Below are 26,913 nucleotides of genomic sequence, written 5' to 3'. Positions count from 1 at the left end.
GGTGCCACGCTTGTTGCGCCGGTCAGGGACCATGGCGTGTGCTTTTCGGAGCCTAACACCGCATGACGCCCCGACCATCGGACTTTGGTCCTATACGGCCGATACAACTCAACGCGCGAAGGCCGCCGCGCAGCGTGCCTGAGGCAGCCCCGGCACCGGCGAGCGGAACGAGAACAAGCCGCCCGCGTGCGGCTGCTCCGCGCGCTCGGCGGCCGTGAGTCCTTTCCACGCGGTCGAGACGTAAACCGTTCGCAGATCGTCGCCACCGAACGAGAGCTTCGTGATGTTCGCGCACGGAAACGCGACCTGATCGACCAGTTCGCCTTCGGGAGAATAGCGGTCGATACGCCAGCCGCCGAACAGCGCGACCCACACGTAGCCCTCGGCGTCCACCGCCATGCCGTCCGGGTGGCCGTCACCGGAGATCGTGGTGAAGATGCGCTTTCGCGACAGCGTGCCGTCAATGGCAACGTCGAATGCATAGACGACGCGGCGCATCGTGTCGTTGTGATAGAGCGTACGGCCATCCGGACTCATGGCCGGGCCGTTGGTGATCACGTAGTCGCCGTCCTGCGCGCTCAACTCCCCGCCTTCGTCCACGCGATACAGCGTGCCGCTCGGCGCTTCCTCAGCATCGTCCATCGAGCCGAACCACAGGCGTCCGCGCGCGTCGGCGAAACCGTCGTTGAGACGATTGCCCGGCAAATGCGGCTCGACGTCCATCAGCTTGTCGAACTCCCCGCTCACCGCATCGAAGCGATACAGACCGTCGGGCATGCCACACACGAATACCCGGTCCCCGAGCGGCGCGATAAAGCCAACCTGGTCGGGCGCGTACCACGTCGTGCGCTCGCCGGTCGTGACCACGAGGCGATGAATCCGGCGGCCCTTGATATCGACGAAATAGATCGCGTTTTCCGCGGCCTGCCATAGCGGTCCTTCGGCAAGCTCTGCGCCGATCGGCCATACGCACACAGGAACCGGCATCGTCATTCTCCGTACCAACCACAGTCGACGAAGTAGTCGCGACCGGAGCAGCGCGAGGCGTCGTCGGAAGCGAGGAACAGCGCCATGCGCGCGACGTGCTCAGGCTCGATGCGCAGTGGCAGACACTGTCCTGCGACCACCTTCGCCTCGCTCTCCGGCGTTTGCCACAGGTTCATTTGCCGCGGCGTTTTTACCGCGCCCGGAATGATGCAGTTCACACGAATACCCGCGCCGCCCAGATCGCGCGCAAGGCCGCGCGTGAGGCCTTCAATGCCGGCCTTTGCAGTCAGATAAATCGGCAGATTCGGCAATGCGACGTGCCACGACACCGAACCGAAGTTCAGGATCACGCCGCGCCCCGCCTGGCGCATGCCCCTCGCGGCAGCCTGCGCGCAGAAGAACTGGTGGCGCAGGTTCACGGCGATGCGCTCGTCCCAGTAGTTCGCAGTGAGTTCGCCGATATCATGGCGGTCGTCGTTGCCCGCGTTGTTCACGAGCACGTCGATCGGGCCCGCAACATCGACAATGGAAGCGAACACGCCTTCGATCGCGTCGACGCTGCGCAGATCGCAGTGCCTGAACAGCGGCGGATGCTTCGCATGACGAAGCGTTTCCTGAAGCGCGAGCGAATCGTGTTCGGCCACGTCGAGGAAGAACACGCGGGCGCCTTGCTGCGCGAACGCCTCGACGACCGCAGCGCCGATACCGCTGCCGCCGCCGGTGATAACGACGGTTTTGTCCGCCAGGCTCGGATAGATTGCGTACGACATCAGATATTCCAGTTTTGACTTGTAAGATCCCAAACGGGGCGGCGAGCCATGACTCGCTCACCGCCCTGACCTGCCGCGCGTCTTCCCCTTACGATACGACCTCGACGGCGCTCAGCATGCGCCAGTCACGCGGGAGCGTGCGCACCGCGTTGCCCGCGACCGTGACGGTGCCGCGCAGATGGATGTCGCGGCTCGAACTGCCCACCATCAAATCGAATTCGCCCGGCTCGACGATGCGCTCGCCACGAGCATCGGTGAAATTGAGCATGTCGACCGGCAGCGTCACGCGCACGCGCGCCGACGCGCCCGCCGCGAGCGGCACGCGCGCAAACGCCTTCAGTTCGCGCACGGGCCGGGCCACCGATGCGTGCTGGTCGCGCACGTAGATCTGCACGATCTCCGTGCCGTCGCGCTCGCCGATGTTTTCAACCGTGAAGCTCAGTTCGACCGTGCCGTCTTCCAGCGCGACTTCGCGTTGCGCCACGGCGAGATCGCCGTAGCGGAACTGCGTGTAGCCAAGGCCGGAACCAAACGGATAGCGGCTTCCGAAGTGGTAGGCAACCGGCGTGCCCGCGCTCTTGAGGCGATGGTTGTACACATACGGCACGGCGCCTGCGCTCTTCGGCACCGAGAGCGGCATGCGGCCGCTGAAATTGGCGCGGCCCACCAGCAGATCGGCAAGCGCCTCGGCGCCGCGCTCGCCTGGCGCGAACGCCATGATCTGCGCGGCAATGCGATCTTCGAGACCACCGAGGTTGTACGGGCGGCCGCCCGTCATCACGACAACGGTTGGCGTACCGCTCTCGACCACGGCCGTGAGCAATTGCAGTTGCACGCCCGGGAGTTCGAGGCTGTCCGTGTCGGACCCTTCGCCCACCGTACCGGACTGGAACAACCCCGCCAGATCGCCGACGAATACGATTGCCACGCCCGCCTGGCGCGCGGCTTCGACTGCGCCCGCAATGCCTTCGGTATCCTCACTGATCAATTCGTCGCGGTTGGCGCTGCCGCTCAGGTCGAGCGACACGTCGCCCGGGAAAACCGGCGCGCCCGCACGGCGTTCCTTGATGATGTCGCAACCCTTGGCATGCAGCACGCGCTCCTCGCCGAGCAGCGCGCGCAGTGCGCCCAGGGGCGTCGCGATCGAAGCCACCGACTGCTCGCCCGAGTTGATGAGGTGCACCGGGAAGCTGTATCCGGCGAGCAGCGCAAGGGGGTCGTCGGCGGTCGGGCCGATCACCGCGATTTTCTCCGCGCCATCTGCATGCAAAGGCAGCACGCCGCCTTCGTTGCGCAGCAGGACCGCTGACTCGAGCGCGACCTGGTACGCCGTATCGGCAGCCGCCGTGCCTTTCACATCCACGCGCTCCGGGTCGACGTACGGATTCTCGAACAGGCCAAGCTCGAACTTCGTGCGCAACACGCGCGAAACCGCGGTGTCGATCGTCGCTTCGGTGATCTCGCCGCGTTCGAGCGCTTCCTTCAGATGGACGGCGCACTCGTGCCCCGGCAGCTCGACGTCGAGTCCCGAATTGAACGCGAGCGCCGCCGCCGACGCGCTGTCGTGCGCCACCGCATGATGGCTGTAGAGCAGGTCTACGGCAGCATAATCCGCGACGACGAGACCTTCGAAACCCCACTTCTCGCGCAGCGTATCGTGCAGCAGCGTGCGGTCGCCGTGGCAAGGCACGCCGTCGATATCGTGGTAAGCCGGCATGATCGAGCCCGCGTGCGCGAGCTTGACCGCCATTTCGAACGGCAGCAGGAACACGTCGTTCAACTCACGCGGGCCGACGTGCACCGGCGCATGATTGCGGGCGCCTTCGCTTGCGGAGTGACCGACGAAGTGCTTGAGCGTGGCGAGCACATCGCGCCGCTCGCCTTGCAGGCCGTTCACGTAGTGGCACGCGAGCACGCCAACCAGATACGGATCTTCGCCGAGCGTTTCCTCCGTGCGGCCCCAGCGCGGATCGCGCGACACGTCGAGCACGGGCGCCAGACCCTGATGGCAGCCAATCGAGCGCGCCTGCTCGCCGATGATGCGCCCGACTTCCCCCACGAGACTCGGGTTCCACGTCGCCGCGTAGTTCAGCGGCGAGGGAAAGAGCGTAGCGTCCTTGATCATCAGGCCGACGAGGCATTCCTCGTGCGACATGACGGGAATGCCCAGGCGCGTGTCTTCGACCATCTTGCGCTGCAGCTCGTTGAGCGCGCGCACGCCCTCTTTGGGGTCGACCGTATGCGTGCCGAGCGGACGCGTGATCTGGCCAAGGCCATGCTCCAGAATCTGGTCCACAGTGAGGCTGTTGGCGCTTTGCGCGAAATCGATGCTCCGCGCCTTGTGCTCGCCGTCGGCGGACAGCTTCAGCCACGCGGCGTGAAGCTGGGCAATTTTTTCGTCGAGCGTCATGCGCGCGAGCAGATCGGCCACGCGTTGCCCGGTCGGCGCGTCGGCGCGTCGATAAACCGGAACCTCAGTGGTGTGTTCAAGCGACATCGATTCACTCCCTGGTATTGCACGAGACGGTGCTTTTCCCCACCGTCTGCTTAGTTGTGCTTTTGAAATTGACGTTGCGCAGGCGCGCCGCGCTAGCCGCGCTCAGCCTAGATGAGACGCCGCAGCGCCATGTCGTGATCGTCGAAAACGTGGCAAGCCTCGGGTGGCAGCGCGAGGCTGACCGCTTCGTCGTGCGTCAACGCGCTGTCACCGGGCACCTTGGCGATCAGGGTCGTTGCGGCCTGGCCCGTTTGCGTCGCATGGATATAGCTGTGCTCGCCCATATGCTCGACAAGCTTCACACGACTCGCCAGCGTCTGTTCATTGCGCGGATCGACGGCCACGCGCAGATGTTCCGGACGCACGCCAAGCGTCACCTTCATGCCAGCGCGCGCACGCGAGCCGTCCACACGCGCACGCACGCGTTCGCCGCTTTCGAGGTCGATGACCACGCCGCCATCGTCGCCGCCCACGAGCGTGCCGGCGAAGAAGTTCATCTTGGGCGAGCCGATGAAGCCCGCGACAAAGCGGCTCTTCGGATGGTGATACAGATCGAGCGGCGCTCCGACCTGCGCAACGCTGCCGTGCCGCTCCATGTGCGCACCTGCTTGCATGAGCACGATGCGATCGGCCAGCGCCATCGCTTCGACCTGGTCGTGCGTTACATACACGGCGCTCGCTTCACTGAACTCGCGATGCAGACGCGCGATTTCCGTGCGCGTCTGCACGCGCAGCGCGGCGTCGAGATTCGACAGCGGTTCGTCGAACAGGAACACCCCCGGCTCGCGCACGATGGCGCGCCCGATCGCCACACGCTGGCGCTGGCCGCCGGAGAGCGCCGCAGGGCGGCGTTCGAGATACGTATCGAGTTGCAGTGCCGCAGCGGCGCTGCGCACCTTCTTGTCGATCACGGCCTTGTCGACCTTCGCCTGACGCAGACCGAATGCCATGTTCTCGTACACGCTCATATGCGGATAGAGCGCGTAATTCTGGAACACCATCGCGACCTTGCGCTTTGCGGGTTCGACCTCGTTCATGCGTTGGCCGTCGATGCGCAACTCACCGTCAGTGATCGATTCGAGACCGGCGATCATGCGCAGCAGCGTGGACTTGCCGCAGCCCGACGGCCCGAGGAACACGCAGAATTCGTTCTTGCCGACTTCGAGGTTGGCGTCGCGAATCACCGCGTTGCCGCTCGCGTAGGCCTTCTGTACGTTATTGAGAGAAATGCTTGCCATATCGTTTTATGCGAAGTTCGGTGTGCGAAGCGGATCAGCCCTTGAGCGAGCCGGCCATCATCCCCTTGATCACGCGCTCCTGACCGAATGCGTAGGCAACGATCAGCGGCAACGACGTGAGCACGAGAACAGACAGCATCGAAGGTATGTTCGACGCGTATTGCCCCATGAAATCCCAGATCGCGAGCGGCAGCGTGCGGTGCTCGGCCGTCGATGTGAGCATGTACGCGAAGATGAACTCGTTCCAGAGACCAATGCCGTTGAAAATGGCCACAGTGGCGAGCCCCGGCCCCGAAAGCGGGAAGAAAATACGCCAGAAAATGCGGAACGGACTGCAGCCGTCGAGCTGAGCGGCTTCTTCGAGCTCGCGCGGAATCTGGCGCATGAACTCGGTCAGGATGAAGATCGACACCGGCAGACTGAGAGCCACATAAGGGCCGAGAAGTGCGAACGGTGTGTCGTAGAGACCGAGATTGCGCGTGAGCAGATAGATCGGCACCAGCGTGGCATGCAGCGGCACGATCATGCCGGCAACTACGAGCCCGAAGAGCATCTTGTTCAGCGTGAAGCGCATGCGCGCAAACACATAGGCGGCCATCGCGCTGATGATGACGATCAGCGCCACGGAAACGCCCACCGTAAACACGCTGTTGCGGAAATACGTGAAGAACGGTCCCTGCAGCACGGCCGCGTAATTGCCCCAGAACAGATGGGTCGGCGGCGCCCACACGTTCGTCGCGAAGGTTTCTTCCTGGCTCTTGAAGCTCGACACGACCATGAAGATGAACGGGATCGTCGTGACGGCCAGCCAGATCAGCGCGAGGAGCGGAATCCCCACACGCGGGAAGCGGAATTTCTTCTTCATGGTTCAGACCTCGGTTGCGTAACGACGGGTGAAGTACATCGACACCGCCGCCACCGCGATAACGATCAGGAACATCGCCGAGCCGATGGTGCTGCCGTAGCCGAGCTGGAACGAACTGAACACCGTGCGATACATGTAAGTGGCCATCACTTCGGAAGAGCCTTCGGGGCCGCCGCCGGTCATGACGAAGACGAGATCGAAGTAACGCAGCGAGCCGAGCACGGACAGGAGCACAGCGGTGCGCACCGTGCCTTGCAGATGCGGAAGCTTGATGCGCCAGAAAATGGTCCACTCGGAAGCGCCGTCGAGCAGCGCGGCTTCGTTGACTTCGGCCGGCATCGACGAGAGGCCGGCGAGGAACAGAATCATGTAGAACGGCGCGTTCTGCCAGATGATCACGGCAATGGTCGCGCCAAGCGAGAAGTGCGGGTCGCCCAGCCAGTCTTTCGCGAGACCATCCAGCCCGAACGCCTGCAGCGCGACGTTCAGGGGTCCGAAATTCGGATCGTAGATCTGCTTGAACAGCACGCCGATTGCCACGCTCGACATGAGCAGTGGCAGGAAATAGAGCACCTTGAGCACGCGCGAGCCACGGCCGGCCTTTTCCAACAGCACGGCGAGCGCGAGCGCGATAGGGAGCTGAATGACGATCGAGGCGACCGCGAGAATCACGTTGTTCTTGAGCGATTGCCAGAACACCGTATCGTGGGCGAGCCGCGCCCAGTTCGCGAGCCCGGTATAGCGGGCGGTGTTGCCGAGGCCGTTCCAGTCGAGCAGCGACAGCCGCAGGCTGGACACGAGCGGATAAAGCAGGAACACGGCCAGCAGCAGCAGCGACGGCGCAAGAAACACGACCGTCACGAGCGTTTGCGACGAAAGCTTCAGCCGGCGTTCAGGTGTAGCGGAAAGTGCGATATTCACGAGCTTTTCTGCCGGCCGGCGCCTCGCGGCGCCAGCCGGACTTTTCTTGAGTGCTGGAGATCAACCGCCCTTCTTCGAAGCGGCTTCCATTTGCTGCGCAGCCGCCTCAGGCGTGAGCGACAGACCGAACAGCGCCTGCGTCGTGTCCTTGTGCAGTTCGCCCAGTGCCGGCGGCAATGCCTGGTCGTACCAGAGCTGCACGCTCGGCGCCGCCGCGAGCAGTTGCTGCAGACGCTGCGTGAACGGATCTTCGATCTTGACGTTATTGACCGGCGGGAGCTTGTGGTCATCCGACGCGCGTGCCTGCATCGCCTGCTCGTCGGTGAGCGACTGGATCAGCTTGAAGGCGGCGTCAGGCGTCTTGCACTCGGCCGAAATGCTCAGGAAGCCGTCGCCCACCGTGCCGATCAGGTCGCGCGGGTCACCCTTGCCGCCCGGCACGCTCGGGAACGGGAAGAAGTCGAGATCCTTCGAAAACGTCGGATTTTCGTTCGCGATCGTCGAAGCTTCCCAGGCGCCCATCAGTTCCATCGCAGCCTTGCCCGTGTACAGCAGGCGGCGCGAAGCACCCGAGTCATAGTCGAGACCGTTGATGCCCGGCGCGAACGCGCCTGCCTTCACGAGTTCCTGAATGCGCTTGCCGGCTTCGATGAACGCCGGATCTTCGAAGCCCTTGCCCTTGCCTTCGATCGCGTCGCTCACGACTTGCGGACCACCGATACGGTCGACGAGGTACATGTAGTACATCGAGCCCGTCCACTTGTTCTTGTTCGCGAGCGAGAACGCTGCCACGCCGTGCGACTTCAGCACATCGACGACGTGCATCAGTTCATCCCACGTCTTCGGCGGCGTGATGCCGTACTTCTTGAACACTTCCTTGTTGTAGAAGATCACTGCGGCAGCCGCGTTTTCGGCGGCTACGCCGTAGGTCTTGCCGCCGAACGTCGTGACGTTCCACGACGACTGCATGAAGCGGCTGCGATACGCCGGGTCCTTGTTCAGGTACGGCGTGAGGTCGACGATCTGGCCGGATTTCACATACTCCTGCAGACCGCCGCCGCCCCAGTTCTCGAACACGCACGGCGGCTGGTTCGCGCCGAACGCGACCTTCAGCTTCGTCTTGTAGGCCTCGTTCAAAACGTGCGAATTCTCGACCTTGTAGCCCGGCTGCGACTTTTCGAAGCGCTCCGAAGCGTCGCGAATGATCTTGCTCGACGACGCATTGGTCTGTTGATCCCATACCGTGATCGTTTTGGAATCCGCCGCAACGGCGCTCGAAACGACCGCGGACAGTGAAAACAGCAGTGCCGTGGCGCCGGCTATCGCCCGCGCCTTTGAGAAACCTGGGTACGCCATGTTTGTCCCCTCTTATGGAATTTTGAGAGCTACCTGAGTTGCCTGCGGATTTAACGTTAGCCTTAACGTTAATGGATGTTAAGCTGAGACGCGTACTACGGCTATGCGGGATTTTCCTGGTGGGCCCCCGCGGAAGCCCCCGCCGGAGCTTGCGCCGCGCGCAAGGTTGGCGCGCTCGGGAGCGGTTGAATTACCGCGCATCTGATAGAATAGCCAGCACATAAACGGTATCGCTAACGTGACTAGTGACTAACCCGCGGAGCAACAAGCGAGTCACGGGCGAGTGTTCGCAGACATGACCTCTCGTAAGCCCACACCACGCATGGCAAAGCAAACTCCCACGCTTGAGCACGTCGCCAAGCTGGCCGGCGTGTCGCAGATGACCGCGTCGCGCGCGCTCAACGGACGCCCGGGCGTGTCGCGCGAAACGCGCGACGAAGTGCTGAGAATCGCTTCCGATATCGGCTATGTCGTGAACCGCACTGCGCAGAAACTTTCCGGCGGCCGCAACGGCATCATCGGCATCATCACGCCCACGCTCGACACGCAGTTCTCGAGCGAACTGGTGCTCGGCGCGGGCCGCGCGGCACGCGGCGCGGGCATGGAAATGCTCGTGTACACCGTGTTCGACGAAGACCGCCATGCGCATCATGATCTGCTCGGGTTGATTCAACAGTTTTCGGACGGCATTCTCGCCATCCTGCCGCGCGAATCGCTCTGCCTCGAAGCGCTCGCCACGGCCAAAGTGCCGGTGGTGGTGGTCGATCAGCGCGGCACGCTCACGGGCTTTCCTTCGGTATCCGTCGATAACTACGGCGGCGCGTGTCTCGCGGTCGAACATCTCGCGGAACTCGGTCACAAGCGCATTGCATTTCTCGCCGGCGACGAAACCATCGAGGGGGTGCGCGACCGTCAACGCGGCTATCGCGACACGCTCGCCAAGCTCGGCTTGCCGCGCGAAGACGCGCTGGTCGCCGCGGGCGATCTCTCGCAAATGATGGCGTTCGACGTCACGTTCGATCTGCTCAACCTCTCCGATCCACCCACCGCGATCTTCACGGCCAACGACCAGAGCGCGTTCGGCGTGATCGCCGCGGTCAGGGAAGCGGGCCTGCGCGTGCCCGACGACATTTCCGTGATCGGGTTCGACGACATTCCCATGTCCGAGCAGTTTCATCCCGCCCTCACAACGATTCGCCAGCCGTTCCAGCAAATGGCGCGCTCGGCGGTCAATACGCTGCTCGCGCAGATCGCCGGCATCGACGCCGCTTCGCAGCGCATCACGCTGCCCGCGGAACTGGTGGTGCGCGACTCGACCGGTCCGGTCAAGACGCGGCACCGCCGCTCGCGTCACCAGATCGTTTCGACGTAAGTCGAAGCGCGCACCTTCGCATCGGAGGTCACGAGCGCGCCGCCATGCGTGCGGGCGGTCGCGACGATCAGCCTCTGATGCGAAGTGAGCGCGGGCGGCAGCGTCGCCGCACGAAACGCAATTTCGGAATCGACCGGAATCAGGCGCACGCCATCCAGCTTCAGAAAAGTGGAGAGCCAGCTACGGGCGTCCATGGAAAGCCCGAGGCTGCCGGCCTTCACGAACTCCGCGATTTCCAGCGCGCTGATTGCAGAAATGAGGATCTCGCCGCCGTCGAGTTCGCGGTCGATCGCATCGTGCGCGGCCTGGCTCAACGCTTTCTGCTTGCCGAGCCAGCACACGAGCGCAAGCGTGTCGAGCGTGATCATTACTCTTCCTGCTCGGCGGGGACCGGTGCAAGCGCGTGCTTGAGATTGAAATGCGTGATCGACGCGCGCAGCAGTTCGAGCGGATTCTCCGTCTTGCTGCGATACGGCCGGATTTCAATGGTGGGTTGTCCCCTGTCCGTCACGATGACAGTTTCGCCCAGCGTTTCGACCTGGCGGAACAGCTCGCAGGCCCGGGACTTGAAAATGGCTTTAGATACTCGCTTTTCCATGACGATCTCCACCCATCAAAATTCATTCGGATTTTTATTGCATCGGGTCGTTGCGCGCGCAATCGAATGCCTGCGCTTCGTGCCCCAATGACTCTTTATCGGTGTTGCCCAACGGTTTGCTGCCTGAAACACGTCCTGACGCCGGCGCACCCCGCACAAGCGACCTGCGGGTTTTTACCGGTAACATCTTTCGCTCGAATACGCCCCGGCGGCCCTCGCGCTTTCATATAATCGATCTGTCTGGTGAATGCCCGTCAGGTAGCCCGAGTTGTGATCGAGCGAACCGCGAGGCAAGACAACAGGATGTGTCGCTTGCCGGCGGCCAGGTGCGGGGGCGGTGTACGCCTCGCTTGCCGGTACGGACGCTGCCGCAGAAAAGCGGAGCGTTGGGGGAGATGATTGCCCTTGCTGCAGACCGTCGATTAAGCAGAAACATAATAACGTTACCCTTAACGTTAAACGATGTTAAATCCACCGTTCCGGTGCCGCCATGCGTGGTTTACCTGGGCTCGGCGAAATACCGCAGCGTGCGCGTAAACCCCGCCAGAACCCGGCCCAGCAAGGAAAGCGCACTCGGCGGGCTCACCACAGGGTACTGCAAAAAAGTACCGTTCCGGCTAACGTTAAATATGCGGTAACAAAAGTCGTAACGCCTATTCGCGACACTCGCAATCATCCCTGTCCCGACATCGTCACGTTTGCTGGTCCGGATAATCCGCGGACAGCGGCTTCGATGAAGGCTCCGCATCGAAATGGACGATGAACGCATGCAGCGGTTCGCGCCGTTTCTCCGGGCGCCTGCGCGTCGGATCGCGTTCCCCGTCCGTCACGTCAGGCGCTTGCGCAGGCGTCGCAGCACGCCCGGGCGGCGCCTTCGCAGCGGACTCGAAATCGCCCTTCGACCCTTTGTTCGCCATTGCACTCATCTCCATCGCAATTGCGCACGTCAAACGACGGCTTGAACGTGCTCCCCCACTTCGGGGCGCTCGAACGTCACCGCCGCGCCCTTCGTGTCGAAAAGCGTGACCGCGGACGACGCCACCTTGATGCCTACGCGTGCACCCGGTTCGTACTGCGCGTCCTTCTTGTCGAGCTTGAGTGCAATGGCGTGCGCCATGCCATCCAGACGCGCGTGCAGGATCGACACGTCGCCCAGATGTTCGACCAGTTCGACACGGGCGGCGATGCCTTCGTCCGCCAAGCCGATGCTCAGGTGTTCGGCGCGCACGCCCAAGGTCAATTCGCCGTTGAGCGCACGGTCCGGACGACCCGACAGCGCGATGCGGTGGCTCGCACCCGCGAGCGCCAGGACGGTTTGCACGCCGTTTTGCGACACGACCGTGGCGCTGAGCATGTTCATTTGCGGCGAGCCGATAAAGCCGCCGACAAAACGGTTCGCGGGCCGGTCGTACAGATCGAGCGGTGCGCCCGTCTGTTCGATGTTGCCTTTGTTGAACACCACGATCTGCTCGCCTAGCGTCATCGCTTCGACCTGATCGTGCGTGACGTAAATCATCGTCGTGCCGAGTTCACGGTGCAGCTTCGCCAGTTCGATGCGCATTTGCACGCGCAGTGCCGCATCGAGATTCGACAGCGGTTCGTCGAACAGAAACACACGTGGCTTGCGCACGATCGCGCGGCCGATCGCGACTCGTTGCCGCTGGCCGCCCGAGAGCGCCTTGGGCTTGCGATCGAGCAGGTGCGTGATCTGCAGGATTTCGGCGGCACGGCCCACTACTTCGCGCACTTCGCGCTTCGATTTGCCCGAGAGCTTGAGCGAAAAGCCCATATTCTGCTCAACCGTCATATGCGGATAGAGCGCATAGCTCTGGAACACCATCGACACGCCGCGGTCCACCGGCTGCAAATCGTTCACACGCACGCCGTCGATCAGAATGTCGCCGCCGCTCACTTCCTCGAGCCCGGCGATCATGCGCAGCATGGTCGACTTCCCGCAACCCGAGGGCCCGACGAATACCGTGAACTGTCCGTCCGGAATATGAAGATCGATGCCCTGAATGATCTGCGGACCTTCGCCGTACGTCTTCGCGACGTTGCGCAATACGAGTTCGCCCATTGTTACGTCCTCCTTAGTGCTCTTGCTTGTCGTCCCGCGCGAGGTTGACGTCTGTGCCTTCTTCGCGCGGGTTACGGTGCTGTCTGTGTGCCAGCGTTAGCGGGCTGCCTCAGCGGCGGCATGTTCCGCGATGACCTGGCTATACCAGTGCGCGCTGTCCTTCAGCGTGCGCTTCTGGGTCTCGTAGTCGACATACACCATGCCGAAGCGCTTGTCGTAACCGGACGCCCATTCAAAGTTGTCCAGCATGCTCCATGCGAAATAGCCGGCCACGTCCACACCTTGTTGTGCGGCTTCGGACAGTGCGGCCAGATGCAGATCGAGGAACTGGATGCGGTCGGTGTCCTGCACGCGGCCGTTTTCGAGCACGTCTTTCGCCGCGCAGCCGTTCTCGGTGATGTAAATCGGCGGCAGCTTGTACTCGGCGTTGAGCTTCGTGAGCAGTTCGGTGAGGCCTTCCGGATAGACTTCCCAGTCCATGTCCGTGAAGCCGTGCACGCCCGGTGGACGCTTTTCGCCTGAAGCGCTTGCGAAAATTCGCGTGTAATAGTTGATGCCGAGGAAGTCGAGCGGCGTGCCGATGATGTCGAAGTCGCCTTCGCGAATCACCTCCTGCGGGCCGTTCGCGCCATACCATTGCAACGCTTCGGCCGGATATTCGCCCTTGAAGATCGGGTCCATGTACCAGCGCACGAACTTCGCGTATTCGAGCGATGCGGCAGCCAGATCTTCGGGCGCGTCGGTCGCGCCGTGTGCCGGCGACTGGTTGAGCACGATGCCAAGCGGCGCCTTCACGCCATCGGCGCGCATGGCCTGAACCGCGAGGCCGTGCGAAAGCAGCAGATGATGCGCCACGTGGGCCGCTTTCTTCAGGTCCGCGTTGCCCGGCGCGAAGTAACCCGTTGCATTGCCGAGCCACGCGGTACACCAGGGCTCGTTGTGCGTGGCGATCGAAGCCACCCGGTCGCCGAGCACGCTGCCGATCTTGCGTGCGTAGTCTGCGAAACGATACGCCGTGTCGCGGCTTTCCCAACCGTTTTGCGACGTCTGCAACGCTTGCGGCAAGTCCCAGTGATAGAGCGTCGCGAACGGCTGAATGCCGCGCTCGAGCAAGCCGTCGACTAGACGCTCGTAGAACGCGAGGCCCTTTTCGTTGTACGCGCCGCGGCCATCCGGCTGCACACGCGGCCATGCAATCGAAAAGCGGTAAGCATTGACGCCCATTTGCGCCATCAGATCGAGATCTTCCTCGAAGCGATGGTAGTGATCGCAGGCCACGTCGCCGCTCTCGCCTTTGACGACCTTGCCGGGCACACGGCAGAACGTGTCCCAGATCGACTCGCCACGGCCGTCCTCACGCGCTGCGCCTTCGATCTGATACGAGCTGGTGGCCACGCCCCAAACGAAGTCTTCCTTGAATCGAAACGTCGACATAACTATAGGTATCCTGATTAGTCGTGTCCGCTTTTTTTTAGCGAACGGGCTTGAAACGAATGGAGAGAAACTCAGGCCTTGACCGCGCCGGTCGTCAAACCGTCGATCAAACGCCGCGAGGTGAAAGCGAACAGCACGAGCAACGGCACCACCGCGACCGCCGAACCCGCCATCACCGCGCCCCAGTCCGAATTGGTCGGGCTTTGCAAAATGCGCAGCGCGAGGGGCAGCGTGTACATCGAAGGCGAACGCAGTACGACGAGCGCCGAGAGGAAGTTATTCCAGGCCTGAATGAAGCTGATGAGCCCAAGCGTGCCGAGTGCCGGTCCGAGCAGCGGCAGCACGATGCTCCAGTAAATGCGGAACTCGCCGCAGCCGTCGATGCGCGCCGCCTCAATCAGGTCGGACGGAATGGCCGACGAGATGTACTGACGCATGAGGAACACGCCGAGCGCGGCGGCAGCGCCTGGCACATACAGCGCGCGCGGCTGATTGATCCAGCCGAGCAGGTTCATCGTCATGAAGGTCGGAATCATGCTGAGGAACGGCGGCACCAGCATGGCTGTGAGCGCAACGGCAAAGAGCGTCTTCTTGAAGCGGAACTCGTACATGGCGAACGCGTAACCTGCCATCGACGTAACGAGCAGCGTCAGCACGGTCTGAATCGTGGCCGTGTAAAAGCTCCAGCCCAGATTGCGCCAGAACGGAATGTGCCGCATGAGCGACGCCATGTTGTCGAGAAACGCGTTGCCGAACCAGAGCGGCGGCGGCATCGAGAAAATCTCCGAACTCGTGTGCGTGGCGAAGACGAACATGAACCAGAACGGCGAGAACATCAGCACCGCCCCAGTCAGCACGACGACGTAACCCGTATAACGTGCCTTGTTTTTGGACAGTTTCATCGCTGTGCCTCCTCTTTCATGCCGCTGCGGTGGAAAATGCGCGTGTTGAGCCACATCAGCGCGGAAATCGTGATGAAGAGCAGCCACGCAATCGAACTGGCTGTGCCGAAGTCGCCGTCGTGGAATGCCGTGCGGTACATGTAGACCGCCGTGGTCAAGCCGGACTGGCTCGTACCCATGCCGTCGTTCGGGAGCAGGATGAAAGGCTCTTCGAACAGTTGCAGCCCGCCGATGATCGAAAGCGTGACCGCGAAAAAGATCATCGGCTTGAGAAGCGGAATCGTGATGCGCGTGAACTGTTGCCAGCCGTTCGCGCCGTCAATGCGCGCCGCTTCGTAAATATCCTTCGGAATGGTCTGCAGTGCAGACAGATAAAGCACGGTATTCCAGCCGACGTAGCGCCAGAAGACGACCACGGAGACCGCCGGTTTCACATTGGCCGGGTTGTACAGCCACTCGATCGGTTTCGAAGGCACGATCCAGTGCAGCCCCGGAATCTTGCCTATTTCGGTAATGGCGAGGTTGATCATGCCGAAGTCGGTCGAATACAGCGACGAGAAAATCAGCGCGATAGCTACGCTCGACGTGATGAAGGGCAGAAAATACAGTCCCACCACGAAATTGCGCCAGCGGCGGAACGCGGTCTGCAGAAAGAACGCCAGCGGCAGGGCAATGAGGTGCTGCGGCACGCCGGACATGACCGCCATCGAAGCCGTGTTGTAGAGCGATTTCCAGTACCACGGGTCAGTCAGCGTAAATGTGAAGTTCGACAGGCCCACCCACTTCATGCTCGCCAGTCCCGCCGTCGCGTCCCAGCTCTGGAATGAGAGATACAGCGAAAACAGCAGCGGAAAGGCCAAAAACACGGCGAACAGCACAAAAAACGGCGCTAGAAACAGGTACGGCGCGATCTTGACCGGGTTGACCCGCGGCTTTCCACGAGCGTGGGCGAGCGGCGCGAGCGTGTCGCGTACGAGCCCTTCCCGGGAGACCTGTTCAGTTGTGGGCAGAGGAGAGTTCATCAATAGTTCCGTCCATTCGGGCGTGGCCGGCCTCGGTGGCCGACCACGCTGTTGCAGCGGGCTTCAGAGCGCGGCCAGGGGCCGCGCCGTTGCGTCAAAACCGCTTAACGGCGGACGCGATGTGTGATCTCAGCCTGTGCTTCCTGCAGCGCCTGATGGATGTCCTCGTTGCTGTCGACCACCTTGTCGAGCGCCGAGTGAACCGCCTCTTCGGCAACCTGGTCGTACTTGCTGCGCTGGATCGCCGGAATATGCGCCGCCGCATCACGCCAGATCAGACGCGCTTTCTCGTCGCCGAGGAACGCCACGGGCTGCGCAAAGAAGTCGTCGTGCTGTGCGGAAAGCAGTGCCGGGAAGGCGTCGATCGAGCGGAACGAAGCGAGCTGCTCGTCCGTGCGCGTCGTCAGGAACTTGATGAACTCCCACGACAACGGCTTTTGCGTGGCCTTCGCCGGAATCGACCAGAACGTGCCGCCGAACGACGCATAAGCGCCGCCAGGCAGATTCGTCGCGCGCCAGAGACCCTTCGTGTCCGGTGCGATCCAAGACGAGAGGTGGCCGCCAAGCCAGGCGCCCATCATTTGCGTCGCGACCGTGCCGCGCTTGAAGCTTTCGGCCCATTCGTTCGACCACGGCGTGATCTTCGCGTCGAGGCCGAGATCACGGGCTTTCTTCGCAAGCTCGAACGCCTTCACGAAGCGCGGCGACGTCACGACCGGATTGCCGGCCTTGTCGAAGTACACGCCATCGCCTTCCTTCAGGTCCGCGCGAATATAGATGTCTTCGATATCGCGCGACGACGCCATCAGGTACGCACCCGTCGTCTTCTTGATCTTCTGGCCTGCCGCGAGATACGAGTCCCAAGACTTCGTCAGATCGGCTTCGGTCACGCCGGCCTTGTCGAGAATGTCCTTGCGGTAGAACAGCGTGCCGGGGCCGATATCGCCCGGCATGCCGACAATCTGGCCGTCCTGCGTGGTGGCCTGCGCGAACGTGTAGTTGATGAACTGGCTCTTGTACTGACCCGCGCTATAAGGCGGCTTGGCCAGGTCTTCGAGACCGCCGCCTGCCGCGAAGCGGCCAATGAAGCCGACTTCCACGGCCATCACATCGGGCAGGTCCGAACTGGTTGCGAGCGCGGTGGTCATCGCGTTGTGGTGATCGCCGATCGCGAGCGACGTCACCTTGATGTCGACGTCCGGATGCAGCTTCTTCCACGCGGGAATCGCGTCCTTGATCTCCTGGTCGAGCTTCGGAAACACCGCGACGGTCAGCGTGGTGTTGGCATGCGCAGCCACTGTAGCCAGGCTGAGCAAAACGGCGGCGGCAGTGCCTGAAAAACGGAAATCCATTACATGTCTCCTGATGAAACGTTTGTGAGTGACGTTCAGATGCTCCCCTGCTGCTACGAACTACTTCCCCTGTTGTATTGCTTCGCAGTGCTTGATGAACTTTTCACCTTGCGCTGTTGTTTGAAAGCGCTTTCACTGTAAAACTAAAAAAACGGCCCGCCAGGGACACAAGCGTGATCGCGAACCTCACGCATGTGTGTTTCCCTTGTTCAACGAAGGCCCTATGCGACGCGTCGTTTCGCGCGTCACGAGCGTGAGCGGAATCGGGCTCAGCGCAATGGGCTGCTTGCGGATCATCTGCACGATGCCTTGCGCCGCGAGTCGGCCGATTTCATAGGTCGGCTGCCTGACCGTCGTCAAAGGCGGCGTCATATACGAAGATGTAGGCAGATCGTCGAAGCCGACCAGCGATACGTCTTCGGGCACGCGCACGCCGCGGCGAAACATCGCAAGACGCGCACCGTACGCGGTCTGGTCGTTCGCGCAGAACACCGCACTCAGCGACGGCCGGCGCGCCAGCAACCGCTCCATCGCCGCGACTCCACCTGTTTCGAGGTAATCGCCCTGCTCGACCAGATCGGCGTCGAAGCCGATGCCTGCTTCTTCCAGTGCGATGCGGTAGCCTTCGAGACGCTCGATCGCGTCCTCGTGATTGCTCGGGCCAGCAATAAACGCGATCTCGCGGTGGCCCTGCTCGATCAGATGGCTCGTCGCGTCGCGAGCGCCCTGCAGGTTGTCGATCGGCAGGCCGGCTAGCGCCATGCCGTTTTGCACCGAGCGCCCCAGCACGAGCATGGGTGCGTAGCGCGAATATTCGGTGAGCGTCGGCTCGTCGAGTTGTGCGTGCAGCAAAATGATGCCGTCCACGCGGCGTGCGACGAATTCTTCGAGGCGAGCCTTTTCGTCGACGACATTCCAGCGGCTGCTCACGAAAATCGGCGTGAAGCCTGGCTCGGAAAGCGCCTCTTCGATCCCGCGCAGCCACTCGGCGTAAAACGGGCTCGACACGGCCTGCGTCAGTACGCCGATGGTTTCGGTCCGGCCGCTCGCAAGACTGCGCGCCAGCACATTTGGCCGATAGTTGAACCGCGCGATCGCCTCTTCCACCGCGCGCTGTTTTTCGGGAAGTACACGTGCGGTGCCGTTCAGGATGCGCGACACCGTACTCGGAGAAACACCGGCTGCGCGCGCGATTTCTTCCAGCGTCACATTGGGACCCGCATTGGGACCACTGGGGACACTGGGCGCGCCGGGTGCTTCGTTGGTGCCATCGGTCATGAGTTCCGCCTGAACATTTCCGTGAAAGCGCTTTCAAACACTGAGAAAAGCGATTCCCGATACGAATTCGAAGGGATTAACTGAAACAACAAAGCGTAGAAAAAGCAGCCGGTGCGACCAGGGTGGAGGAGAGATCGCACCGGCCTCTCTATGAAAGAGAATTAAGCAATACCTGACACAAAGAGATCACAACAACTACAGGTCAAACAAAGTCAAATCAGAACATGTGCATGATGCCCGTGAACACGCCGGTCTGGCTGTGGCCGTAGTTCGGGTTGTCGTTCGACGACGTGCCCGTCGCCGCGTCGAAGTTGTTGTTGCCGTACGGACCGTTGCCGAGGTTGATGTTCGACGTCGAGCTGTTGTGAACGTAGCCGGCTTCCGCGTACAGGAACGTGCGCTTCGAGAGGTTGTACGTCGTGCCGAGCGTGAACAGCGTGGCATTGCCGTTGCCGTTGTTCGCGTTCGCATGGAACACTGCAGCGGTGATCGCCGAAGCGTCGTTCACCTGCCAGCCAGCACCGATCCACTCGTGGTTCACCGCCGTCGGCGCGCTCACGCCAGCCGGCTGCGTGCCGGACACGCCCATGCTTGCGTCGGTGGCGTCCGGTGCGCTCAAGTGCTGGTAGCCCGCGTACAGCTTGACAGGACCGAGCACGTACGTGCCGCCAACAAGAATCGAGCGCGACGCCGAATACACGTTGTTGAACGAACCGTTTGCGCCGCGGACTTCGTCATAGATCACGCGAAAATCGCCGCTGCCCCACGTGTAGATACCTTCAACCGCGTTCGTACGGCCCTGGCCAGTCGGCACGCCTTGTGCATTGACCGGCGCCGAGTTCCAGCTCGTGTTGTTGGTCAGCGAATACTGGCCCTTGAACACGAGACCGCCGAACAGCGTAGGCGAGTCATATTCGGCGCCGTTGGTCGTGCTCGCCCAGTTACGGCCGCGCACCAGCGTCGAGATGGCGTAACGCTGCATCAACTGCGGGTCGGCGCCCCAGCTGTCCTGCGAAAGTTCGCCAGCGCCGAGATTACCCACCTTGAACAGACCGAAGCGATCGTTCGAGAAGCCCACCGTGGCGTGACGGCCAAACAGGTTGCCCGCCGAAGCGCCCGTCATCGTATTCAGCTGGCCTTCCAGCTGGAAGACAGCCTTCGTGCCGCCACCGAGATCTTCCGAACCCAGCAGGCCGAACCAGGAGCAACCCCAGTCGCCGCTCTGTGCCGAGAACTTGTTACCGCCCGGCAGGCCGGTTTCATACTGCACGCCGTTGTCGATACGACCATACAGCGTGACGCTGCTCTGCGCGTGCGCCATCGTCGTTGCAGCTGCCATCACCGACAAAGCAATAAGCTTCCTTTTCATTAGCTATCCTATATATATTTTAGCGTCTCCAAACCGCGCAGGTCGCGTGCGCTCAACACGTTACCTACCAGGCTGCCTCACTGAAATGTCCCGAATCACATTTCGAGGCGATTATAGGGACGCCCCTGCTCCGTGTATCGACCCGGCAGGTTAGGGAAAACTCTGTTACCGATAACAGTTGCATGCCGCCAGGTCCCGGAGTAGGCCCCTGCTTTGTGACCATTCCGTTATGGTCACAAGCGTCGCAAATCCATTTGCGGTCGTAGGGGAAAATATGCGCGGTGCGGGAAATGTACCGAACACCCGTGCTACATCGGCCAAGTTACGCTTGACAGCGCTTTCAAACGCCGCGCCTCGATGTTGTGAAGTTGCAACGGCGATACGAAAATTCTTGCCCGTAGCGTCGGGAGCTTTCCTGCAGGGGCTTGACAGCGCTGTCACCAGCACGCGTGGGCGATAGCGCCTATGATCAAGGTATACCCTGCCGGGCTACGAGTTGGGACTTGCCGGTAAACACGCTCAGCGCGGGACTGTGCATGAATCCCGCGGGCTTTCCGGCTTCATACGATCGCGCCCCCCCGCGCCTCGACTCCTGCTGTTCCCCGCCACGTCGCGCGCGCGACGTCCCGTCCGAACGCAATGCAGCAGCACGCACCAGCATAACTTTCGCCGGACAGCGGCGTTGCCGTTCCTCGCCCGGCTGGCAAAAACCTCGGCGCGCCTTTGCGGTGACCACAGTGCCGCGCGCCGCGCGAGATGGTCTGCCCTCAGACTTCCGCGGCCCGGCATTGAAGCGGGCCGAAAGGCTTGCTGCCGGAGTTGACCGGCACTTCTGCCACACTGCAAGGAGGTATCGTGAAAGCCATCATCACTTCCACGCTCGCATTACTGATTTCCAGCGCCATGGTGCCGGTCGTTCAGGCGCAAACCGACTCGGGAGCAAGCGACTCGCAACTCGCACACGACGTCCGGGTCAGTCTCGCGCGCAACGGCGTGAGCAATTCTCATGTATTTGTGTTTGCCCGGGGAGGCACGGTCACGCTGCTCGGATTCGTACCCGAGCACGAACAGGTCGCGCTGGCCGAACGCACTGCGGCTTCCGTGCCGGGCGTGCAATCGGTGGACAGTTGGCTTGCGCGTGGCCGCTGAAGCCGGTGAGATTGAACGGAACGCCGCGCGCGGACGCGGCCTGTATCGTCCGCGCGCCGCTCTTTATTTATTGATCGCGCCGCGTAATGGCAGGTTTGGCATTTTTGATCCGTTTGATCCAGCCGCCGCGCCCATAGTCGGTCTGCTGCAGAAACACGGCAATCACGTCCGGGTCCTCCTGGGCGCGAGGATGAGCGGGTAACCGCTGCCGCGCAGCATCCTTGGCGTACTGGCACCCTTCTTGCGATCGTCCTTTCAGGCTTTAGCAAGGCTTTTACCTGGGCACCCGCAGAAAGAGCGAAAACTAGCGGTAGTTCACGAAGTTGATGATGTCGTTGAGGAACCACGGAAGAATCAGTTGCGTGTCGGGATCGCTAACGCCCACGGTGAGCCGTGGCGGCTTCGAGGCGGGCGCTCCGGGCTTCGCGCCATCGGGCGTGTGCAGTATGTAGGTGTCCGTGTCGGCAGCGGGCGGCGGCGATGAAGCACAACCGGCAACAAGGAAAGCGAAGCACGTTGCGCAGCACAAACGCTTCATGATGGGCAATCTCCAACCGCGTGATCTCGAGAAGCCCAAGCGTACCATTGGCCCAGCCGCTGCCGTGCGCAAGTGCGCATACACCTTGCTTGCTATTTTCAAATCAATATCGTCACTGAGTTTGGCGGGCAGCGGAATTTCTGCCCCATGCCATCTTTCTGTTTATGCAAAAGTAAATAAATTAAATACAGCCGCGCCCCGCAATCTCGCCGCTCGACTCAAGTTCCGTTGACATGTATCAACGAGAACGTAGTGCTTCTTGACTCATCCACCTACGCTATCGAACGCTCACAGGATATTCTCTGCCGGCTTATCCACGTCACTATGAGAAGAGTTCCATGAGAGTCAATCGCATCGCACTTATTCCTGCCGCAATTCTGATCGCGGCATCGGCACTTCCGGTTCGTGCCCAGCAAACCGTCGTGTATCCGTCGAAAGGTCAAAGCGCTCAACAGCAAAGCGCTGATGAGGGTGCTTGCTATGCGTGGGCAAAACAGAAAACGGGCATTGACCCGGCTGTAGTTGCAAACGCTGCGCCGCAAGCTCAAGCGCAGAACGGACAGCGCGTCCGGGGGGCCGCCGGAGGCGCGGCCATCGGCGCAGCCGCTGGTGCGATCGGTGGCAACGCAGGTCACGGCGCCGCCGTCGGCGCCGTGGCTGGCACGGTTGCCGGCGGCGTTGCGCACCGGCGCGATGAGCGTGCCGCCGAGGCGCAGAACGCACAGATGGAGTCAGCGCAGCAACAGGCGCTCGCAAGCTATCACCAGGCGTGGGATGCTTGCATGCAGGGCCGGGGCTACTCGGTGCGCTAAGCGCTGACGATATCGAAGGCACAGAAGCGAAGAAGCGCGACAATGAAAGGCCCACGTTGCACAAAACCAAAACGTGCAAAGTGGCCTTTCTGAAAACGAGTCGTTCGCTTAGCGGAATCCATAAACGAGAACTTTCTTCCCCTCGAATTGTTCTTGCACACCTTGATCGCAATTGGGCGGGCACGTCGTGCCATCGGCGGTGGGCCCAGACGACGGCGAATACGCTCTGTAGACAACGGATTCGATGAGCGTACCGTCGTCAGAAACCACGATTTGCAGGTCGGTCTCCACACCGGCCGCCACCGGGCCGCCACTGCCATAAACCACTTTCATGATGCCGGTGCAATCGGAATTCACTGTGTAGGTGCCGCTCTGGTAGGGATTGAACGCGGTCTGCCCGCCTTTGGGCAAGCCATTGATCATGCCGAAGTCGGTCCGTGTGAATTTACCTTTGCCGTCGAACGTCACCACGGCGACGTCATCGAGCGTCAACGGTGAGGTAAACGGGTGCAGCTTGTTATTGCCGTCCAGCAAGCCGAGAATTTCCCCGTGACCGTGAAATCCGTAAGGTCCACTTAGCGTTGCGTTCGAGCAAAGACCGCCGGCTTGTGCAGCGCTACTGAGAGAGAGAAGTGCGAAGGCTGTTACGGGCAAAATTCGTGAATGCTTGATCTTCATGGTCATCTCCTTGTCACCGTGTCAGGCGCCGGGCCTCAAAACGCGCAGCGGGCCAAAGCACTCGTCGGCAGAGGCCCCGACATGTGCCGGTAAGCGCTCCGCTTCCTAAGCCTATGGAACCGCGCGCACTCTCGCCTCCATCAATTGATGGAGAGAGCAAGCCAAAAGGAGATTTCGTGCGCAGACAAATTGCACGAGAAACGTGCAAGGGTGTTACGGCTTCACCGTGTAATGCACTAGTTCGATGGCGTTCGTCGCGGGCGCGCCCCTGCCGGCGAGACGCCCTTGAAACGCTTCACGCACCACGCGTTTGACGCTCGGGGCATACCAGAGCGTCTCCTCCATCGGGCCGCCGCCCGGGCCATACTGCGGCTGCCAGACACCGCTCATCGTGATCTTGATCGCGGAGAATGCGCCCGCCTTTGTTTGGACCGTCTCCACGCCGTCCACTTCACATTGGGCTCGGCGCTGCACCCTCATGCCTGAAGGGGCGGTCGCCATGCAGTCCGCCTCATAGCGCTCGCCGGCCCGCAGCGGAAAATGCAGGGCGATTCCGCAGGCGTGCGCGTCGGCGCCAGTGGGGATCACGTTGGCTTCGGAGGTGAGTTCCAGGCGCCCGCCGCCAGGGCCGATCAGAAGCGATGCGCTGCCGTCTGCGTGGACGGACGTCACGGTTTGCGTGAAAGTTCGACTCTTACCGGACAATGGGTCGGACCGCTCGAAAGTCCAGTTGTCCCCCACCTTGTACTGCGGCGCTTCCTGAGGCAACAAAACGGAAGCGGCGTCGAGTGCGAAACTGGACGGGGCGCCCGGCCCCGCCGCCAGCACGCACACGACGCCGATCGCTGCGGCGCGACGCGCATCTGCCTTCATTGGCCCTGCTTCTTCAGATATTGCTGCACGTCGCTCATCGACACACGGCCTGTATGCGCCGTGTCGATCTGATCGAAGTGCTGCGCGATATACCCCAGCCCGCTGCTTTGCGCCTGTGCTTTCGTGATCGAAGCACCGTTGCTCAACGCCGAGTTCGCGCCCAGTCGAGCCGCCACTCGCTGTTGTGCCTGCTGCTGCAATTGCGTACCCGTGGAGGGCGTGAGCGGCGTTGGCCGATTCGACGGGAAAAATGGGCCATCCACACCGTGGCCGCCCTTCGGGAGTTGAACGGGCGCCACGGCCTGCGTTGCAGCCTTGGCGTTGGCCGAAGTGACCGCGGCAACCGCGCAAATCATGAGCGGCGTAATGCACCACAGCTTTTTGAATATAGACATGATCGCTCGCCTTCAATGAGTGAGGAGCGGGGCCTCCAATCGAATATCGATTATCGATGCTCGACGGCAACCCCGACCTGCGACGTTATTGGCCCGCTGCCGCGACTGCCGTGGAAGTCGGCGTGCCCGCGGGATTCTCGTCGGGCCACGGCTGCGGAAGCGTCCAGAGCGAAAGCGCCAATGGTATGGGTCGACCACCATAGTAGCTCACGAGATCGGCCTTCATCTTCGGGCGTGCGACGTCGTCCAGATAAATCATATGGCCGCCCTGGAAGAAGTTGACCTGCAGGTTCGGGCTCAAACCGGCCACCGTTTGCAGGCGCGCAAGCTGCTTCTCGGTATTGAAGAACGGCGTAGCCAGATCGTGATAGCCGTTCTCCGAGAGCACCTTGAGTTGCGGATTGAGCTGGATCGCGCCGAGCAGGTCGGGCAGCGTATCGGGCAGTGGCTGGCCGTCGTGCGAGAAGTCCCAGACCCCGATGATATTGTCGTTCAGCGGCATGTACGTCGCATTCGGCGCCGTGTAGCCGAGATAGTCCGGCATCTGCGTCGCGAGTGCTGTCGTGAACGGCTGCGAGATGAGGATATCCGATGGGTCGCCGTCGCTCTGCAAGCGCGGATCCGAATCCGGCAACGACACACGCCCGTCGTAACGCCCGATCGTCGTGCCCGGGATCAGTTCGTTATTGAAGGGATTCACGTTGAAGTAGCCATTGAGCGCCTGCAACGAGAGGCTCGAAGGCCAACGCCACGAATCCAGCGTTTTCTCGGGCGGAAAGACCGGCTTGCCGAGCGCGTCGGGAATGCCGAGTTGACTCAGCACCCAAGATTGCGCGTATTTCCTGAAATGCTGGTACTGGCCTGTCGCGAAGATCTCCGACTGCAGCGCAAAGAGCCCTTGATCGATCAAAGGCGGCGAAACCAGATTGAAGTAGGCGGCCACCTCGGCGTAGCCAGGGTAATAGCCCGCGAGCGTATCGGTGTCGAGCTGCAAGCCTGCCGTCGAATCCGTGATGGCCGTCGCCTCGATCGCGTCGGCAAAGTAGTTCAGGATTGCAGACTGAAGCACGATGCCGGTCAGTTGCACGCCCGCCGCTTCGAGCGCGAGCGCCAGCATGTCGGTGCGCGGCGTGCCATACGATTCGCCGTAGAGATAGATCGGCGAGCTGCTGCGATTATTCACCGCCAGATAGCGCTTGATGAAATCGCGCATCACGTCCACGTCTGGATCGCAGCCCCAGAACTTCTGGTTCGTGTTCGGCAGGATGGCCTCCGAAAGCCCCGTGCCCGGCGGGTCGATGAACACCATGTCCGTGGTGTCGATCAGGCTCTCTGCATTGTTGACGAGCGGAAAGTTCGGCCAGTTGGTGAGCAGCGGATCGGGAGTGGCGACACGCGTTGGCGCAAACGAGCCGAGACGCAACCAGATCGATGACGAACCCGGCCCACCGTTATAGATGAACGTCACCGGCCGCGGCGAGCCGTTCGTGCTCGGCGCGGTATAGGCGACGTATGACATCGTCGCTTCCGGATTGCCGTTCGCGTCAGAAGCGGTCAAATGGCCGGTTGTCGTCGTGTAGTTGACGGTCGTTTTGCCCGAGGTCCACTGGTAATGCATGATCGCCGCTTTTTCGGCGACCTGCGACGCGGCAAGGCCATCGTTGGCATTTGGCGAGTACGCGATCGGGTCCGTGTAGGGCTGGTTTGCGTTCGATGAATTTGGCGTTTGCGCGGCTGCCTTCGCGCTTGCCGAAACCTGGTTCAGCGCGCTCGCGGCAGACGAGGACGGGCTGCTATCGCCGCCGCCGCAACCCGCAAGCATCAGCACGCCAATAGCGATTGCGCCTGCATGGCGTAGCTGGCTCCGACTACGGCTACAACCCACACTGGGTCTACTGTCCGGATGCATTGTTATACCCCTTCGAATGATGACGCCGCACTACGCGGGGGCCGCCTTCTCCGGAAATGATGCCTTGAAAAAGGCATCGAAATTCAAATGCAATTACCGGTATGCAGCGGCTGACATTTAACTTTCCATTCCTGACAAAGTCGATTCAATTTGAACGTTATTTATTTAATATGGATAGCTAAATAATCCATAGAGCATGAGGCGAAAACATTGAGTTTCGCCGACATGATTTCGCTGGAAATATTTTGTAATGAAGGATGGCAGAGGAAAAATAGGAGGCGCCGCCGTACTTTGTCAAGGGATAGTTTCGGAACCTATGCGTGCTGATTCGTTGCGCACGCAGCAATTCCATCAAGCACGAAACGCACGGATGCATGCGTGTCGGCGATGCGCGATCTCGCTGCAACGCGACCGTGATCGAATGGCGAATTGCGGGCTCGACAATGCCGCGCAGTTTGAGTTTTTCTGAATGATTGCAATCCGTGGTTGGCGGCCGCCGGGCGGCGTGTTCAATTGGGGCC

Annotated in this window: 27 protein-coding genes; 5 read left to right on the top strand and 22 right to left on the bottom strand. The window is 61.6% G+C overall.

What is annotated here, in order from left to right; all coding sequences use genetic code 11:
• Positions 1-108: 108 nt before the first annotated feature.
• The 7 genes from L0U83_RS23880 to L0U83_RS23850 form a co-directional block, all read right to left on the bottom strand.
• Entirely contained in the window at positions 109-993 is an 885-nt protein-coding gene (locus L0U83_RS23880) for an SMP-30/gluconolactonase/LRE family protein (RefSeq protein WP_233886659.1), read from the bottom strand.
• Positions 990-1,757: a D-xylose 1-dehydrogenase gene (xylB, locus tag L0U83_RS23875; RefSeq protein WP_233886658.1), complete on the bottom strand. Its 768-nt coding sequence runs from the start codon at positions 1,755-1,757 to the stop codon at positions 990-992. Before xylB ends, L0U83_RS23880 begins: the two co-directional genes overlap by 4 nt.
• Positions 1,758-1,845: 88 nt before the next feature.
• Positions 1,846-4,254, bottom strand: a complete 2,409-nt coding sequence (locus L0U83_RS23870; protein ID WP_233886657.1) for a glycoside hydrolase family 3 N-terminal domain-containing protein — start codon at positions 4,252-4,254, stop codon at positions 1,846-1,848.
• Between the two features lie 107 nt (positions 4,255-4,361).
• Positions 4,362-5,492, bottom strand: coding sequence for an ABC transporter ATP-binding protein (locus L0U83_RS23865; protein WP_233886656.1), 1,131 nt, complete (start codon positions 5,490-5,492; stop codon positions 4,362-4,364).
• Between the two features lie 34 nt (positions 5,493-5,526).
• Positions 5,527-6,357, bottom strand: coding sequence for a carbohydrate ABC transporter permease (locus tag L0U83_RS23860; RefSeq protein WP_233886655.1), 831 nt, complete (start codon positions 6,355-6,357; stop codon positions 5,527-5,529).
• 3 nt (positions 6,358-6,360) lie between these two features.
• Positions 6,361-7,278: a carbohydrate ABC transporter permease gene (locus L0U83_RS23855; RefSeq protein ID WP_233886654.1), complete on the bottom strand. Its 918-nt coding sequence runs from the start codon at positions 7,276-7,278 to the stop codon at positions 6,361-6,363.
• A 60-nt stretch (positions 7,279-7,338) separates the two neighbouring features.
• Positions 7,339-8,634, bottom strand: a complete 1,296-nt coding sequence (locus tag L0U83_RS23850) for an extracellular solute-binding protein (protein WP_233886653.1) — start codon at positions 8,632-8,634, stop codon at positions 7,339-7,341.
• A gap of 322 nt (positions 8,635-8,956) precedes the next feature.
• Here L0U83_RS23850 and L0U83_RS23845 point away from each other — a divergent pair, with 322 nt between their 5' ends.
• Positions 8,957-10,006, top strand: a complete 1,050-nt coding sequence (locus L0U83_RS23845) for a LacI family DNA-binding transcriptional regulator (protein WP_233886652.1) — start codon at positions 8,957-8,959, stop codon at positions 10,004-10,006.
• Here the strand turns inward: L0U83_RS23845 and L0U83_RS23840 are convergent.
• From L0U83_RS23840 to L0U83_RS23795, 10 genes are all read right to left on the bottom strand, one after another.
• Positions 9,985-10,374, bottom strand: coding sequence for a type II toxin-antitoxin system VapC family toxin (locus tag L0U83_RS23840; protein ID WP_133183964.1), 390 nt, complete (start codon positions 10,372-10,374; stop codon positions 9,985-9,987). The two genes, L0U83_RS23845 and L0U83_RS23840, sit on opposite strands and share 22 nt — an antisense overlap.
• Positions 10,374-10,604, bottom strand: coding sequence for a type II toxin-antitoxin system Phd/YefM family antitoxin (locus L0U83_RS23835; RefSeq protein ID WP_133183963.1), 231 nt, complete (start codon positions 10,602-10,604; stop codon positions 10,374-10,376). The genes L0U83_RS23840 and L0U83_RS23835 overlap by 1 nt, the downstream gene beginning before the upstream one ends.
• A gap of 692 nt (positions 10,605-11,296) precedes the next feature.
• Positions 11,297-11,521: a hypothetical protein gene (locus L0U83_RS23830; RefSeq protein ID WP_233886651.1), complete on the bottom strand. Its 225-nt coding sequence runs from the start codon at positions 11,519-11,521 to the stop codon at positions 11,297-11,299.
• Positions 11,522-11,550: 29 nt separating this feature from the next.
• Positions 11,551-12,681 carry an ABC transporter ATP-binding protein gene (locus L0U83_RS23825; RefSeq protein ID WP_233886650.1) on the bottom strand — a complete coding sequence of 377 codons (1,131 nt, stop codon included), beginning with the start codon at positions 12,679-12,681 and terminating at the stop codon, positions 11,551-11,553.
• A 96-nt stretch (positions 12,682-12,777) separates the two neighbouring features.
• Positions 12,778-14,115, bottom strand: coding sequence for a GH1 family beta-glucosidase (locus L0U83_RS23820; protein ID WP_233886649.1), 1,338 nt, complete (start codon positions 14,113-14,115; stop codon positions 12,778-12,780).
• Between the two features lie 71 nt (positions 14,116-14,186).
• On the bottom strand, positions 14,187-15,017 hold the full coding sequence (locus L0U83_RS23815) for a carbohydrate ABC transporter permease (protein WP_233886648.1): 831 nt from the start codon (positions 15,015-15,017) through the stop codon (positions 14,187-14,189).
• Positions 15,014-16,039, bottom strand: a complete 1,026-nt coding sequence (locus L0U83_RS23810) for a carbohydrate ABC transporter permease (RefSeq protein WP_233886647.1) — start codon at positions 16,037-16,039, stop codon at positions 15,014-15,016. The genes L0U83_RS23815 and L0U83_RS23810 overlap by 4 nt, the downstream gene beginning before the upstream one ends.
• 104 nt (positions 16,040-16,143) lie before the next feature.
• Positions 16,144-17,391, bottom strand: a complete 1,248-nt coding sequence (locus L0U83_RS23805) for an ABC transporter substrate-binding protein (RefSeq protein WP_233886646.1) — start codon at positions 17,389-17,391, stop codon at positions 16,144-16,146.
• A gap of 186 nt (positions 17,392-17,577) precedes the next feature.
• Positions 17,578-18,669, bottom strand: coding sequence for a LacI family DNA-binding transcriptional regulator (locus L0U83_RS23800; protein WP_233886645.1), 1,092 nt, complete (start codon positions 18,667-18,669; stop codon positions 17,578-17,580).
• 217 nt (positions 18,670-18,886) lie between these two features.
• On the bottom strand, positions 18,887-20,038 hold the full coding sequence (locus L0U83_RS23795; RefSeq protein WP_233886644.1) for a porin: 1,152 nt from the start codon (positions 20,036-20,038) through the stop codon (positions 18,887-18,889).
• Positions 20,039-20,893: 855 nt separating this feature from the next.
• Between L0U83_RS23795 and L0U83_RS23790 the strand changes: the two genes are divergently transcribed.
• Positions 20,894-21,187: a BON domain-containing protein gene (locus L0U83_RS23790; protein ID WP_233886643.1), complete on the top strand. Its 294-nt coding sequence runs from the start codon at positions 20,894-20,896 to the stop codon at positions 21,185-21,187.
• On the top strand, positions 21,171-21,389 hold the full coding sequence (locus L0U83_RS23785) for a hypothetical protein (protein ID WP_233887949.1): 219 nt from the start codon (positions 21,171-21,173) through the stop codon (positions 21,387-21,389). The genes L0U83_RS23790 and L0U83_RS23785 overlap by 17 nt, the downstream gene beginning before the upstream one ends.
• A gap of 102 nt (positions 21,390-21,491) precedes the next feature.
• Here the strand turns inward: L0U83_RS23785 and L0U83_RS23780 are convergent, their stop codons facing one another.
• Entirely contained in the window at positions 21,492-21,725 is a 234-nt protein-coding gene (locus L0U83_RS23780) for a hypothetical protein (protein WP_233886642.1), read from the bottom strand.
• Between L0U83_RS23780 and L0U83_RS23775 the strand changes: the two genes are divergently transcribed.
• A complete protein-coding gene (locus L0U83_RS23775) occupies positions 21,724-21,957 on the top strand; it encodes a hypothetical protein (RefSeq protein WP_233886641.1) in 234 nt (77 codons plus the stop codon). The two genes, L0U83_RS23780 and L0U83_RS23775, sit on opposite strands and share 2 nt — an antisense overlap.
• 106 nt (positions 21,958-22,063) lie before the next feature.
• Positions 22,064-22,537, top strand: a complete 474-nt coding sequence (locus L0U83_RS23770) for a YMGG-like glycine zipper-containing protein (protein WP_233886640.1) — start codon at positions 22,064-22,066, stop codon at positions 22,535-22,537.
• A gap of 108 nt (positions 22,538-22,645) precedes the next feature.
• On the opposite strand, the gene L0U83_RS23765 is transcribed toward L0U83_RS23770, so the two are convergent.
• The 4 genes from L0U83_RS23765 to L0U83_RS23750 form a co-directional block, all read right to left on the bottom strand.
• Complete coding sequence (locus L0U83_RS23765) at positions 22,646-23,215, bottom strand: hypothetical protein (RefSeq protein WP_233886639.1); 570 nt, start codon at positions 23,213-23,215, stop codon at positions 22,646-22,648.
• Positions 23,216-23,428: 213 nt separating this feature from the next.
• Positions 23,429-24,088, bottom strand: coding sequence for a hypothetical protein (locus L0U83_RS23760; RefSeq protein ID WP_233886638.1), 660 nt, complete (start codon positions 24,086-24,088; stop codon positions 23,429-23,431).
• Entirely contained in the window at positions 24,085-24,483 is a 399-nt protein-coding gene (locus tag L0U83_RS23755) for a 2-oxoglutarate dehydrogenase (protein WP_233886637.1), read from the bottom strand. The genes L0U83_RS23760 and L0U83_RS23755 overlap by 4 nt, the downstream gene beginning before the upstream one ends.
• An 85-nt stretch (positions 24,484-24,568) precedes the next feature.
• Positions 24,569-26,392, bottom strand: coding sequence for a S10 family serine carboxypeptidase-like protein (locus L0U83_RS23750; protein WP_233886636.1), 1,824 nt, complete (start codon positions 26,390-26,392; stop codon positions 24,569-24,571).
• Positions 26,393-26,913 lie beyond the last annotated feature (521 nt).

Source organism: Paraburkholderia flagellata, from assembly GCF_021390645.1.
GTDB lineage: Bacteria > Pseudomonadota > Gammaproteobacteria > Burkholderiales > Burkholderiaceae > Paraburkholderia > Paraburkholderia flagellata.
Note: the sequence above shows the minus strand (reverse complement) of the source record. Positions and strands in the feature narration are given on the sequence as shown.

Coding starts and splice junctions, on each gene's coding strand:
- L0U83_RS23880 (WP_233886659.1), bottom strand. CDS start 993: ATGACGATGCCGGTTCCTGTGTGCGTATGGCCGATCGGCGCAGAGCTT.
- xylB (WP_233886658.1), bottom strand. CDS start 1,757: ATGTCGTACGCAATCTATCCGAGCCTGGCGGACAAAACCGTCGTTATC.
- L0U83_RS23870 (WP_233886657.1), bottom strand. CDS start 4,254: ATGTCGCTTGAACACACCACTGAGGTTCCGGTTTATCGACGCGCCGAC.
- L0U83_RS23865 (WP_233886656.1), bottom strand. CDS start 5,492: ATGGCAAGCATTTCTCTCAATAACGTACAGAAGGCCTACGCGAGCGGC.
- L0U83_RS23860 (WP_233886655.1), bottom strand. CDS start 6,357: ATGAAGAAGAAATTCCGCTTCCCGCGTGTGGGGATTCCGCTCCTCGCG.
- L0U83_RS23850 (WP_233886653.1), bottom strand. CDS start 8,634: ATGGCGTACCCAGGTTTCTCAAAGGCGCGGGCGATAGCCGGCGCCACG.
- L0U83_RS23845 (WP_233886652.1), top strand. CDS start 8,957: ATGGCAAAGCAAACTCCCACGCTTGAGCACGTCGCCAAGCTGGCCGGC.
- L0U83_RS23840 (WP_133183964.1), bottom strand. CDS start 10,374: ATGATCACGCTCGACACGCTTGCGCTCGTGTGCTGGCTCGGCAAGCAG.
- L0U83_RS23835 (WP_133183963.1), bottom strand. CDS start 10,604: ATGGAAAAGCGAGTATCTAAAGCCATTTTCAAGTCCCGGGCCTGCGAG.
- L0U83_RS23830 (WP_233886651.1), bottom strand. CDS start 11,521: ATGGCGAACAAAGGGTCGAAGGGCGATTTCGAGTCCGCTGCGAAGGCG.
- L0U83_RS23825 (WP_233886650.1), bottom strand. CDS start 12,681: ATGGGCGAACTCGTATTGCGCAACGTCGCGAAGACGTACGGCGAAGGT.
- L0U83_RS23820 (WP_233886649.1), bottom strand. CDS start 14,115: ATGTCGACGTTTCGATTCAAGGAAGACTTCGTTTGGGGCGTGGCCACC.
- L0U83_RS23815 (WP_233886648.1), bottom strand. CDS start 15,017: ATGAAACTGTCCAAAAACAAGGCACGTTATACGGGTTACGTCGTCGTG.
- L0U83_RS23810 (WP_233886647.1), bottom strand. CDS start 16,039: ATGAACTCTCCTCTGCCCACAACTGAACAGGTCTCCCGGGAAGGGCTC.
- L0U83_RS23805 (WP_233886646.1), bottom strand. CDS start 17,391: ATGGATTTCCGTTTTTCAGGCACTGCCGCCGCCGTTTTGCTCAGCCTG.
- L0U83_RS23800 (WP_233886645.1), bottom strand. CDS start 18,669: ATGACCGATGGCACCAACGAAGCACCCGGCGCGCCCAGTGTCCCCAGT.
- L0U83_RS23795 (WP_233886644.1), bottom strand. CDS start 20,038: ATGAAAAGGAAGCTTATTGCTTTGTCGGTGATGGCAGCTGCAACGACG.
- L0U83_RS23775 (WP_233886641.1), top strand. CDS start 21,724: ATGATGGGCAATCTCCAACCGCGTGATCTCGAGAAGCCCAAGCGTACC.
- L0U83_RS23780 (WP_233886642.1), bottom strand. CDS start 21,725: ATGAAGCGTTTGTGCTGCGCAACGTGCTTCGCTTTCCTTGTTGCCGGT.
- L0U83_RS23770 (WP_233886640.1), top strand. CDS start 22,064: ATGAGAGTCAATCGCATCGCACTTATTCCTGCCGCAATTCTGATCGCG.
- L0U83_RS23765 (WP_233886639.1), bottom strand. CDS start 23,215: ATGAAGATCAAGCATTCACGAATTTTGCCCGTAACAGCCTTCGCACTT.
- L0U83_RS23760 (WP_233886638.1), bottom strand. CDS start 24,088: ATGAAGGCAGATGCGCGTCGCGCCGCAGCGATCGGCGTCGTGTGCGTG.
- L0U83_RS23755 (WP_233886637.1), bottom strand. CDS start 24,483: ATGTCTATATTCAAAAAGCTGTGGTGCATTACGCCGCTCATGATTTGC.
- L0U83_RS23750 (WP_233886636.1), bottom strand. CDS start 26,392: ATGCATCCGGACAGTAGACCCAGTGTGGGTTGTAGCCGTAGTCGGAGC.